Source organism: Emticicia sp. (genome assembly GCF_043780375.1).
Taxonomy (GTDB): Bacteria; Bacteroidota; Bacteroidia; order Cytophagales; family Spirosomataceae; genus Emticicia.
This window is the reverse complement of sequence record NZ_JAYWCU010000093.1, coordinates 1-11949: the sequence shown is the minus strand read 5'-3', so window position 1 is coordinate 11949 and position 11949 is coordinate 1. Positions and strand designations below refer to the sequence as shown.

Annotated in this window: 11 protein-coding genes; 7 read left to right on the top strand and 4 right to left on the bottom strand. The window is 35.0% G+C overall.

Annotated features, from left to right (window positions below):
• Nucleotides 1–28: 28 nt before the first annotated feature.
• The 5 genes from ACH2CJ_RS06905 to coaE all read left to right on the top strand — a co-directional run bounded on the left by ACH2CJ_RS06905 (nt 29) and on the right by coaE (nt 5264).
• Nucleotides 29–721 carry a DUF3291 domain-containing protein gene (locus ACH2CJ_RS06905; protein WP_394991544.1) on the top strand — a complete coding sequence of 231 codons (693 nt, stop codon included), beginning with the start codon at nt 29–31 and terminating at the stop codon, nt 719–721.
• A gap of 350 nt (nt 722–1071) precedes the next feature.
• Entirely contained in the window at nt 1072–3120 is a 2049-nt protein-coding gene (locus ACH2CJ_RS06900) for a gliding motility-associated C-terminal domain-containing protein (RefSeq protein WP_394991542.1), read from the top strand.
• Nucleotides 3121–3309: 189 nt separating this feature from the next.
• Entirely contained in the window at nt 3310–3654 is a 345-nt protein-coding gene (locus tag ACH2CJ_RS06895) for a YbaB/EbfC family nucleoid-associated protein (RefSeq protein WP_394991540.1), read from the top strand.
• A 3-nt stretch (nt 3655–3657) separates the two neighbouring features.
• The gene (locus ACH2CJ_RS06890; protein WP_394991538.1) at nt 3658–4638 is read left to right on the top strand and encodes a glycosyltransferase family 2 protein; all 981 of its coding nucleotides are present in this window, start codon (nt 3658–3660) and stop codon (nt 4636–4638) included.
• On the top strand, nt 4635–5264 hold the full coding sequence (gene coaE, locus ACH2CJ_RS06885) for a dephospho-CoA kinase (RefSeq protein ID WP_394991537.1): 630 nt from the start codon (nt 4635–4637) through the stop codon (nt 5262–5264). Before ACH2CJ_RS06890 ends, coaE begins: the two co-directional genes overlap by 4 nt.
• Before the next feature lie 3 nt (nt 5265–5267).
• On the opposite strand, the gene ACH2CJ_RS06880 is transcribed toward coaE, so the two are convergent.
• Nucleotides 5268–5936, bottom strand: a complete 669-nt coding sequence (locus ACH2CJ_RS06880; RefSeq protein WP_394991536.1) for a TIGR04282 family arsenosugar biosynthesis glycosyltransferase — start codon at nt 5934–5936, stop codon at nt 5268–5270.
• A 135-nt stretch (nt 5937–6071) separates the two neighbouring features.
• On the opposite strand from ACH2CJ_RS06880, the gene ACH2CJ_RS06875 reads away from it, so the two are divergent.
• Nucleotides 6072–6437, top strand: coding sequence for a Rid family detoxifying hydrolase (locus ACH2CJ_RS06875; protein WP_394991534.1), 366 nt, complete (start codon nt 6072–6074; stop codon nt 6435–6437).
• 231 nt (nt 6438–6668) lie between these two features.
• A complete protein-coding gene (locus ACH2CJ_RS06870) occupies nt 6669–8891 on the top strand; it encodes a fibronectin type III domain-containing protein (RefSeq protein WP_394991532.1) in 2223 nt (740 codons plus the stop codon).
• A gap of 183 nt (nt 8892–9074) precedes the next feature.
• Here the strand turns inward: ACH2CJ_RS06870 and ACH2CJ_RS06865 are convergent, their stop codons facing one another.
• The 3 genes from ACH2CJ_RS06865 to ACH2CJ_RS06855 form a co-directional block, all read right to left on the bottom strand.
• Complete coding sequence (locus tag ACH2CJ_RS06865; RefSeq protein ID WP_394991530.1) at nt 9075–10694, bottom strand: glycosyltransferase family 39 protein; 1620 nt, start codon at nt 10692–10694, stop codon at nt 9075–9077.
• 3 nt (nt 10695–10697) lie between these two features.
• The gene (gene rpe / locus ACH2CJ_RS06860) at nt 10698–11363 is read right to left on the bottom strand and encodes a ribulose-phosphate 3-epimerase (RefSeq protein WP_394991528.1); all 666 of its coding nucleotides are present in this window, start codon (nt 11361–11363) and stop codon (nt 10698–10700) included.
• Nucleotides 11364–11469: 106 nt separating this feature from the next.
• Nucleotides 11470–11949: ATP-dependent Clp protease proteolytic subunit (locus tag ACH2CJ_RS06855; RefSeq protein ID WP_394991526.1), on the bottom strand; the 480-nt coding region annotated here is incomplete at its 5' end.

The following is an 11949-nucleotide window of genomic DNA, read 5'->3' as shown; positions in this document are numbered from 1 at the left end:
TAATATTCGTAAATCGCAAATTCCAATAATGATTGTTTCGCTCACCATTGTTCGTTATCCCAAATATTTGATTCCCGTTGCTTTTATATCAATGGCTATTTTGCGTTTGCCTTTATTTTTCAGTAAAAGCACTTTTTGGAAACTATTAGGTTGTGGAAAAAATGGCACCTTTGATATGAACCCTGACTGGCAACAATGGGGATTGATTGCCGTCTGGAATGATAAGCATGATTTTGAAAATTTTCAAAAAAACTCATTTGTCTGGAAATGGTGGCGATTATTTACTTCTGAGCAGTGGACGATGCTTTGCATTCCCTATGAATCTCATGGAAAATGGAACGGGAAAGAACCTTTTGGTAAGCCTACATCTGACAAAAATTATACTGGCACAATTGCAGTATTAACAAGAGCAACCATTAGATTTTCTAAATTATCAAACTTTTGGAAAAATGTACCACTTGTTGCAGCTACTATGAACCACGCCGAAGGATTCATTACTTCGGTAGGTATTGGTGAAGCTCCGTTTGTGCGGCAAGCTACTTTTTCGGTTTGGAAAAGTTTAGATGATGTTAAAAAATTTGCTTATCGCCAACGTGAGCATGAAGTGATAAAGAAAACTCATTCAGAAAATTGGTATTCAGAAGAGCTTTTTGCTCGGTTTATCCCAATCGAAACCTTTGGAACTATTCGAAAGGTAAATCCTTATGAGGTAAATTCTTAAAGAAATAAATATAATAAGCTTCAAAATTAGAATTTTCATCTAAGCAATTTTCAAGCCAAATTAATATTTTCTTTTAAAATTAGTACAAGTCATTGACTATCAATAAGATAGAAAAAAATATTATCCTCTTCTATTTGCATTTCTCGTAATATTTTATAAATTTTACTGAATAATCTATACTATACATACGTTAGATGACCAATACCCAACTCATCGGGCATGATATTTGCTCTAATTCAGTGAGTGACTGAACACATGAAATGATTACTTGTATGTACCGTATCAAATCTTTTTTATTGGGGTTAGTGGCTTTATGTCTCTCTAACCTTTCTTTTGGGCAGCAAATAGCTATGCCTGCTAAATGTAAGACTCCTGGCAGCGGGATTCAAGTTGGAGGTGATTTTACAATATCTCCAGAATTTGGCTGCTTAGATTTTACTAATAAATCTGCGACAACATATGCAACGAATCCATTACCTCCAGCAGGGGTAGCCACTCTGAGCATTGCAGGATATATTTTTAATTTTAAAGATGGGGATAATATTAATACATTTCCTACTGCGAATCAGAGTACATTTTCATTACCAGGAACCTATTGGGTAATGCAGGGAGGTAATGATGGTAGTGGAACCGCCTACATCACTTGCAAAGTATTCGAAGTAATTGAATCTGAAAAGCCTGATATTGTAATCTCCTCTTGTGGCGATAAAAGCGTAAGTGTTAAGTTTTTAGATACACCAAAAAACAAAAAACAAGGTAAATATAGAATTGTTTGGGGAGATGGCAGTCAGGATTTTTCGGCACAAGTTACTAGTTGGCCTCATGAAATGCAACATACTTATGCTGCTACACCTACTACAGACCCTCAAATAGTAGCTTTTTATACTAGAGGTGCTACAAACAACATTAGTTTATGTCCAAGTCAGCCTTATTCTTTCTCTGTTGGTCTTAATAGTAAACCTCGTATCAGTGAACTTGAGGGCTTGAATGGTGGTGCAAGCAATAAAATTACGCTTAAAGAAGGTTCAGATGGCAAAGAATATAGCATTCAACAAAAACCAAAAGGCGGCAGTTGGGTCGATACTGGCAAGAAAATCACTCGCAACAGTAGCAGTTTATCTGCCAATCAAACCATTGATGGTTTAGATGGAAAGCAAGAATATTGTTTTCGTTTACAGACAAAAGATGGTTGTGGCAATGAAACTTTATCTAACGAAGTTTGTACTATTATACCTAAAGCCACTGTTTTATCGCCAACAGAAGTAAAAATTGATTGGAATAACCCTGATTCAGACCTTTCGGCTACCCCAAATGTAACTCGTTATAGTGTAGGTTATAGCGAATCGCCCACAGGAGCTAATCCAAATACAGGAGCACCTACACCAAGCACAGGCACAACTTACATATTTGATGCCTTAGAGTGTAGCAAAAAATATAATTTTAGCATTACAGCATTTTTAGGAGCAAATGAAGTTATTATAAAATCACCGAATGTATTGGTTGACCCTGCAACTGGCGGCAAGCTCCCTCCGAGAAGCATAGGTACGGTTTCCATACTTACTAAAGATGTGATTAAGGTTAGTCTTTTTGAACCCTCAGGCTTTGCCGCACCAAAATATGTTTTCTATCGTGCCGAAGGTGGTTCATCTACTTATACAAAAGTGAAAGAAACAAAAGACAATTTTTATGATGATAAAAATGTTGAGCCAGATAAACAACAATACTGTTATAAAATCGAATACCAAGATGCATGTGGTAACAGTTCAGACCAATCACCAGCTTTTTGTAGTGTGTTTCTGACTTCTGCTGAAGCAAATACGCTCAATTGGACGAAATTTATTATTCCAGACCCTACTAACGCTTTACAAAATGCACAGCCCGTGGAATATTATGTGGAGTTGCTTGACGCTAATGGTTCTGTGGTAAAACCCGTGGATACGACGCCTGATAATAAATCAAACGTAAAAGATGTAATAGACCAAGTATTGAGCGACCCGGCTGCTAAAGGTCAGGTTACCTTCCGAATTCTTGCCCGTGAGAAAGCCACTATTATTATTGGTGGAGTACCAACGCCTTTTCCTTTTAGCGTTTATTCAAATACATATACTTTTATTACGCCCGCTCAAATTTATGTTCCAACTGCGTTCTCGCCAAACGATGATAGCAATAACGATACATTTATGGCAAAAGGACGGTTTATTGTAGAATTTAACTTAGTGATTTACGACCGATGGGGTAATATAATTTTTGAAACCAAAGATTTTGAAACAGGATGGAACGGTACAGAGGCTGATGCTTTAACACCAGCACCGCCAGGCAATTACGGCTATAAAGTCTATGGTTTAGACCCTGCAGGACAGAAATTTGAAAAAATCGGCTCGGTAACTTTGATAAGATGATATTGATTTATGATTTACAAAGCTTTTGTAAATCACTCAAAAGACATAAACTTCTGATAATCAGCAACTTATGCTGTAAATCTGTAAATCATCATTCGTAAATCTTAAATCGTAAATATTAATAAAAGGCAGTTCTCAACAGACTGTCTTTTTTTGTATATTTGTATTTCAAATTAAAATCATACGGTTATGAACATGGGAGATATTTTTGGGTTGGCTGGGAAAATGAAAGAAATGCAAGCTCGTATGCAGGAAGTGCAAGAAAATTTAGGAAAAATTACAGAAATAGGAGAAGCTGGTGCAGGAATGGTAAGAGCAGTTGCCAATGGAAAAAAACAATTGGTTAGCATAGAAATTGACGAAGATTTGATGAAAACAAGCGACCGTGAAATCTTACAAGATTTGATCGTTGCTGCTACCAACAAAGCCTTAGAAAAAGTAGAAGAAAGAGCTAAAGACGAACTTCAAAAATCTACTGAAGGTATGATGCCAAATATTCCAGGAATGGATTTGGAAAAAATGTTTAAGCAATAATTCATGACAAACATTGCGGTAGTTATTTTAAATTATAACGGACGAATTTTTCTCGAAAAATTCTTGCCTTCTGTTATAAATAATGCTGATGGCTGTGAAATAATTGTTGCAGACAATGCTTCAACTGATGATTCAGTTGAATTTCTAAAAAGCACATATCCCGAAATCAGACTAATACAATTGACTGATAATCAAGGATTTGCAGGTGGGTACAATGAAACTTTAAATCAAGTCTCTGCAGAATATTACGTTTTATTAAATTCCGACGTAGAAGTAACACCCAATTGGATTCGCCCAATTATTGACTTAATGTCAGCAAATAAATTGATTGCTGCTTGTCAACCAAAAATCAGAAGTTTTCATCAAAAAACGCATTTTGAGTATGCTGGTGCAGCAGGTGGCTACATTGATTGGCTTGGCTACCCATTTTGTAGAGGTCGAATTTTTGATTTTTATGAGGAAGATTTAGGGCAATATAATGATACCAAAGAAGTTTTTTGGGCAACTGGTGCTTGTATGTTTGTGAGGGCAGATGTTTTTCATTCACTGGGCGGATTTGATACAAATTTCTTTGCTCACATGGAGGAAATAGACTTATGCTGGCGAATGAAAAATGCAGGAAAACGAATTTTCTATTGCTCCAATTCAGTGGTTTTTCATGTAGGAGGAGGAACTTTACACAAATCAAATCCTCGTAAAACTTTTCTCAATTACCGCAATGGCTTGTCAATGCTTTATAAAAATCTGCCAGCAAATAAATTAGTTTCTACCCTTTTACTAAGATTAATTTTGGATGGAATTTCGGGCATAAAATTATTAATTGGTGGTTCTTTTTCAGACTTTTGGGCAGTTATCAAAGCTCATTTTGCCTTCTATGCCATGATTCCGAAATTAAAGAGAAATTCTCCCAAAACAGTTAGTCATATCTATCAAAAAAGTATTGTTTGGGAATATTTTGTTAAAAGAAAAAGAGATATTTTATGAAAACAGAAAGCTTTCAAAAAAAATCCCCTCCAGGAGTTGTGAGCGTTATCGGAATCACTGGCGGAATTGGTTCTGGTAAAAGTATTATTTGTAAGATTTTTGAGGTTTTAGGTGTTCCAGTATATTATGCAGATGAACGAGCTAAATGGCTTACTAACAATGACTTACAACTTAGAAAAGAAATAAAAGAGTTACTTGGTCGAGAGGCTTATAATAGCGACGGACAGTACAATAGAAAATGGGTAGCCAGTCAAGTTTTTGATAATCCTGCATTACTAAAAATACTCAATAGTTTGATTCATCCACGTGTTTTTGACGACACTAAACTTTGGCTCAATCAACATCAAAATCACCCATATATTTTACGTGAAGCAGCATTGACCAATGCCGCAGGAAATGGCAACGATTTAGATAAACTCATAGTCGTAACATCTCCTTTAGACTTACGAATTGCAAGAATAAAAAAACGAGATCCTCAGCGAACTAAAGAAGAAATTCAGGATATAATTTCGAGACAAAAAACTGAACAAGAGTTTCAGCAAATAGCTGATTATCAAATAGTTAATAACGAGAAGCAACTTTTAATATCGCAGGTTTTAGCCCTTCATCAAATTTTTCAGCAATAAATTTCAAACCAACGAAATACTTTTAAAAAAATCTTTTTCTTCATCAACATCAGTAAGAGTTTGGAGTTTGGTAAATTTCAACTTTAAATCTTCACAAGTCTTGATAGCTTCATTGCAAACATCGCCATGACTCCATTGTTTATCAATAAAAATTTGCCTCAGTACCTCTCCACAACTCTCGCCTATCATGTGAAAATTAAAACCTATTAAATAATATCCACCATCAAAAGCCGGCCCTACAACCACCTCATTATCACTTAACTCTGAATAGGCTTTATTAATAATTTCATCTGTAAGTTCCAAACAATCACTCCCAATAACAAGCACTTTCTGATGATTTTCAATCAAAGAATCTCGAAATGCGGAAGCCATTTTCAAACCTAAATCTTGCCCTTCATGTTGCACTGCTTTGTGATAAACTTCATTCTTCCAAATATCGTTTTTATCAACAAAATCGGAATAATATAGGTATTTTTCGGCGTTCAATTTATGAGTTATCTTTTGGGTGTGAGCCATCAAAATATGATAAATTTCTAAAGCTTTTTCATTACCCATAGTGGCAGCTAAACGAGTTTTAACCTTACCTAATTGTGGATTTTTAATAAAAATAATTAAAGCATTATGTACTTTTGTGTGCTGTATTTGCTTGTCTGATTGCTGATGATGAGTCATTTATTATCAATTATTTATTCTTCTAAAATTGTTTATTGTTTGTTTTATTCTGATTTTTGTTTTCACAATATACGAAATTAAAGAGAAATACAGTCTTTTTTTTCTATAAAATTCATTACATTATAACAAAAATACATGAAACAAATTATTTTTTCTGAAAATGCCCCCGCTCCTATCGGCCCCTATAGCCAAGCCGTTTTAGCTGGAAATACACTTTACATTTCTGGACAAATTGCCATTGAATTATCTACTGCTGGTGATTTAAAAGCCGAAGCTCGTAAAATTATGGAAAATATCGGCAATATTCTTTCGGAAGCAGACATGGACTACACTAATATTGTAAAAACAAGTATCTTCTTGAAAAACATGGATGATTTTGGTTTAGTCAACGAGGTTTATGGTAGTTATTTTTCGGCTGCTCCACCCGCTCGTGAAACCGTACAAGTAGCTCGTTTACCAAAAGATGTAAACATTGAAATTTCTGTTATTGCAGTTAAATAATAATAATTTAAAGTCGAACAAAACTTAAAAATTCTTATATTTCCTAAAAACTTATCGCATTATCTTGACTATCAAGGCTTTTGAGTAAGTAAAAACAAGATTGATTTAATAAATTTTTACCGTAAAATAATTTTCATAGGTAAGTATGCGACTATAATAAATAAAAACTTATATATTTACAAAAAACAAGTTTCCCTCCCAATATTAATAACTAAAACTGATAGTTTAGCTATGAGAAAAAATTATTTTCTATCCCTATTTTTGTTGATGACCGCATTTTGGAATGTTGAGGCAACAGATGGAAGTAAATCAACAAACACCACCGCTCGAAATTTTGAGACATCGGTAGTAATCCCACCAAATAGTCCGACTGGTTTAAGTGGCTTAGCTGTTGGTGGTTCAGGCACCCGAATCAATCTGAATTGGGTTGATAATTCGATTGACGAAACGGAGTATGAAGTTGCATATTCTACTCTTCCTACAGGCTATCAAAACACTTTTACTGGTGTTGCCAGTAATGGTATTGGCACTTTTCCATTACCAGGTTTACTACCTCTAACAACCTACTATATTGCAGTAAGAGCTATTAAGCCAACCGATGGTTCTACTCCAACTTGTACTTATAGTGACCCAAATACCCCAACTAATCCTGCACCTGCTGGTAAAACGGTATCATGCTGGAGTAATGTAATTATGGTTTCAACAAATCCATTACCACCGCTTCGTCCAGAATCTCCAACTGGTGCGTTCTTGTCAAATGTGGTTCAGAGGTCAATTACTGTTAATTGGACAGATAATTCGAATACTGAGACAAGTTTTGAAATTCTAAGAGCAATCGATGGTGGTACTTTTACACCTTTAGTATTTGTTAATGGTGTTGCAGGAACTGGTAATCGTTCTTACGTTGATAATACGGTTTTCCCTACGGGTAGATATTCTTACCGTGTATGGGCAATAAATGGTACTGGTTATAGTATTGGACATACTACCACCGAGATAGCTACAACACCTAAAGATCCACCAATTGCACCGAGCGACTTAGGAGTACAAGCTAATGGCTTAGGGTTAAACTCTATTAAATTATTTTGGAGAAATAATGCTTCCAATGCTGAATCATTTACTATAGAATTCTCTGTTGACAATAACAGTTGGACTGTTGCTGGTACTATTCCTCCTAATGACCCAGGCTTTACAGTTACAGGTTTACAGGAAGGTCAAAGATATTTCTTCCGAGTAAAAGCATCAAATACTGGTGGAAGTAGCGGATACTCAAATATAGCAATTGCAACAACATTGAAACGTGTTGCTCCAAATCCTTCGTTTAACCTTACAGCTAAAACCATCTCAACAACTCAGATTGATTTAGCTTGGAATCTTGGAGTACAAGATGGTGTAACGAATAATAGAATTGCACAAGAAATTTATCGTTCTTCGATTAGTGGTACTGATGGATTTATTAGACTTGCTACCATAGGAGACTACGAAGCAACTTATTCTGATAAAACAGGTTCTCCAAAAATAAAATATTGGTACAAGATTTTCTCGGTTAATTTTCAAGGACAATCACCGTTTTCAAATGTTGCAGAAGCAACAACCCTTGGACCACCGTTCGCACCATCAGATTTAGCAACAGTATTGGCTAATGATGCTCTTGGAAACACGATTGTGAAAGCAACTTGGAAAGATAATTCAAACGATGAGTGGAGTTTTGCGTTAGAAAGATCAATGGATAGCACTTTTGCATCTGGTGTTTTAAAAGCAGATTTAGACTCTAATATAGTAGCCGCCACCAGTATTCCCATCGAAGAAGGTGTAACTTACTTTTACAGAATAAAGGCATCAAACAAGTTTGGTGATTCTAAATATTCAGCTACATCTAAACTTACAACAGTTGTTACTGTTGCACCCAATGCTCCTTATGGCTTAAAAGCAACTGCAACTGCAGCAGAAGTAGCACTGAAATGGGGTGATGACTCTAATAAAGAATCGGCATTTGATGTAGAACGCTCTGATGATGGTAAAACATTTGCTAAAATTGGAACAACGGCTCGCAACCAAGTAGCTTATTCAGATAAGACTGTTAAAGAGAAAACCAAGTACTTCTACCGTGTTAGAGCTACCAACGTTAAAGGCAATTCAGATTACTCAAACGTAGTAGAAATCACAACTCCTGCGAAAGTGTCAGCATCAATTGAGTTGGTAACTGATAATGTGTTCCAAGTATATCCTAATCCGACTGCTGACGGTGTAAAAATTACACTTTCTGAAAACATACAGAATGAGTCAGGTATAATTACTATCACTGATAGAATGAATAGAGAGGTTTCAAGAACTGTTTTGACAACCAATCAATCTGAATATCGTTTTGATTTGAGTAATTTTTCAGAAGGCACATATACAATTAGTCTTCGTACAGCAACGCAACAAATAACAAAGCGTGTGTATAAATACTAATCTGCTACTAATACAAAACAAAAGAGGTCTTGCAAATGCAAGACCTCTTTTGTTTTGTATTCTGATGTAAAACTTCTTTCCATTATAATACTTTTGAGCTTAAAATTCACCTTTTTAACTTACTGTTCGTTCAAAAAAGTATTATTTTTTACTAGTAAAAAAACCTTAAACGACCTCATAACACTAATATCTATATTTCGTACCTTCAAACTCAAAAATCAGCTTTTCCTCGCCGTTAGCTTTCTTCAATATAATTTCATTTGGCTCATAAGGGTTTACTCGCCCTATAATTCCGGAGTTTTTTGGCAAATAAAAGTTCGTCAATTGAGCATCTACAACGGAGTAATTTGGCATATCTATGCCACCTTCTTTTGTGACAAAGATTGAGGGGTAAATAATGGTATCTCCTTTGGCATATTCATGTTGAATTTTCTCTGCTGCAAATTGGTATGGATTATTCTTCCTCGGCTGTGGAAAGCTCATGAAATAACGTGGTGGATTATCATTCCAAATCTGATAAATAAAATTAGTAACGGTTAGAAATTGAACTCCAAAAACAATGAAAATTGGGTATTTTATCCAAGCATTTTTACTCCATAAGTCTTTGATTATTAATGAAATAAGTATTAAATTAAAAACATAAGAATAGGCAATGTAGCGTGGCATAATTCTGAACGTATTACCATCTTGATAGGCAAAAACAATTAATGATATGATTGGAAGAAAAGATAACAAAATTACCAAAACTCGAATTTTTTGTTGTTGTTTATCTACTAAGTTTAATGTGTTTTGAATAAATAAATAAAATGAAATAAATGAGGTAAAAACAACTAACACATACATTTTTTTCATTAAAATAAATGAAGTAGGAAAACCATCAATGAGCAAAAACATGGCAGAAATGACGTGCCTAAGTTGTTTAAAAACACTCTTTACACTTACTAAACTCAAATATTCATCAGGACGTGTGCGAGCCATGTCATTATAGACTTTAACGCTGTTTTTGATGTAATCAAAAACCCATACTCCACCATCTGATTTGAGCCATAAACTTACTCCAACAAGCGGAATCAGCATCGCCAAAGATAAACCAATATAACCCCTGGTTTTTCGAAAATACATTAATACAAAAACTCCATGAATCAAAAATAATGGGAAGGTAGAAAAATGGCACATTTCACATGCCAATACACAGAGTCCATACGAGATATAAGCCAAAAATGGTTTTTGATTTCTTTCTTCGCTTTCAATGATTTTTAACAATAAATGCGTAGCCAATAATGTCAAAAACATATTCATGCAATAGTTACGAGCTACTTGCGAATAAGCAATGTAGAACGGCGAAATTGCTGCTAAAAATGAAGCCAATAAAGCTAAGTTTTCGGAACGGAAATGTTTTTTAATAAAAATGTATAACAAGCTGATAGTCAGCAAGTTAAACAATAAAGAAGGCATTCGTAAACTCCTATCTGATAGCCCAAAAAGTTTTGTCCAAAAATGTAGTGAATAAGTATATAAGGCCCCATTACCAGTATCTAATCTGGCAATAGAATCAAAGAAGTCGGGAAGCGATTTTTTAGACCAAAATTCTTTGGGGGTGAAATATTTATCATTCGGTTTACGGACAGAATCATGCTGATTATTACCTTCATAAGTTACAAATTGGCTCACAAATAAAGAGTATTTTTCATCACCTGCAAGCCCATGTTCTTCTATTTTATAGAACCTCAATCCAAAAGCTAATAACAAAATTCCGAAGAGAATTAGTTTTGAATTATTCCTGAAGTATTGTTGAAAAAGCATCAATTAAATATTTTTTAAATCTTGAATAGTTTGAGTCGGATTTTCTGAGCTAAATACAAAATTTCCTGCTACGAGCACATTTGCACCCGCTTCAATTAATTGTTTAGCATTTTTTTGATTTATGCCCCCATCAATTTCAATCAAAGTATTAAACCCTTTACTATCAACCAATTGACGAATTTTTCTGATTTTTTCATAAGTATGTTCAATAAACTTTTGTCCACCAAAACCTGGATTTACTGACATTACCAGTACCATATCTATATCCTGTATAATGTCTTCCAGCACATTGACAGGCGTATGTGGATTCAAGGCAACACCCGCTTTACAACCTAAATCTTTTATTTGCTGAATCGTTCGATGTAAATGTGGGCAAGCCTCATAATGAACGGTGATAATTTCTGCTCCTAATTTTTTGAAAGTTTCTAAATATCTTTCGGGTTGAACAATCATTAAATGTACATCAAGTGGTTTTTTAGCATGACGTTGAATTGCTTCTAAAACGGGCATTCCGAACGAGATATTCGGCACAAAAACCCCATCCATGATATCGATGTGAAACCAATCCGCTTGAGAAGCATTAAGCATTTCGCAATCTCGTTGAAGATTTGCAAAATCAGCAGCTAAAACTGATGGAGCAATAATAGCTCCATTTGAAAGTGAACTCATATTAATAGTTTTTCACAAAGTTAATGCTTTATTGGACAGTATAAAAACAAAAAAGCCTGTGCATCAGATACACAAGCATTTTTGAAATAAAAAATACCGACTAAATTTACTTATCGCGATATAAAACCTCATCAATCAAACCATAAGCCTTAGCTTCTTCAGCTTTCATCCAATAATCACGGTCAGAATCTCTTTCGATTTCTTCTATCGTTTTACCAGTATGATTTGCCAAAATTTCGTACAATTCATAGCGTAATTTAATAATTTCCTTCACTGTAATTTCCATATCACGCGATTGTCCTTGAGTTCCACCGCTTGGTTGATGAATCATCACACGTGCGTGTGGCAATGCCGAACGCTTACCGGCTGCTCCACCTGCCAATAAAACTGCTCCCATCGAAGCCGCCAATGAAGTACAAATTGTTGCCACGTCTGGACGTACATAATGCATTGTGTCGTACATTCCCATACCTGCATAAACCGAGCCTCCAGGACTGTTAATGTACATCAAAACATCTTTTTTTGCATCAACCGACTCCAAAAAAAGCAATTGTGCAACCACTACATTGGCTACATAATCATCAAC

Excerpts from the sequence above, each read along its gene's own strand:
- ACH2CJ_RS06905 (WP_394991544.1), top strand. The coding sequence starts at position 29 with ATGATTGTTTCGCTCACCATTGTTCGTTATCCCAAATATTTGATTCCC.
- ACH2CJ_RS06900 (WP_394991542.1), top strand. The coding sequence starts at position 1,072 with ATGCCTGCTAAATGTAAGACTCCTGGCAGCGGGATTCAAGTTGGAGGT.
- ACH2CJ_RS06895 (WP_394991540.1), top strand. The coding sequence starts at position 3,310 with ATGAACATGGGAGATATTTTTGGGTTGGCTGGGAAAATGAAAGAAATG.
- ACH2CJ_RS06890 (WP_394991538.1), top strand. The coding sequence starts at position 3,658 with ATGACAAACATTGCGGTAGTTATTTTAAATTATAACGGACGAATTTTT.
- coaE (WP_394991537.1), top strand. The coding sequence starts at position 4,635 with ATGAAAACAGAAAGCTTTCAAAAAAAATCCCCTCCAGGAGTTGTGAGC.
- ACH2CJ_RS06880 (WP_394991536.1), bottom strand. The coding sequence starts at position 5,936 with ATGACTCATCATCAGCAATCAGACAAGCAAATACAGCACACAAAAGTA.
- ACH2CJ_RS06875 (WP_394991534.1), top strand. The coding sequence starts at position 6,072 with ATGAAACAAATTATTTTTTCTGAAAATGCCCCCGCTCCTATCGGCCCC.
- ACH2CJ_RS06870 (WP_394991532.1), top strand. The coding sequence starts at position 6,669 with ATGAGAAAAAATTATTTTCTATCCCTATTTTTGTTGATGACCGCATTT.
- ACH2CJ_RS06865 (WP_394991530.1), bottom strand. The coding sequence starts at position 10,694 with ATGCTTTTTCAACAATACTTCAGGAATAATTCAAAACTAATTCTCTTC.
- rpe (WP_394991528.1), bottom strand. The coding sequence starts at position 11,363 with ATGAGTTCACTTTCAAATGGAGCTATTATTGCTCCATCAGTTTTAGCT.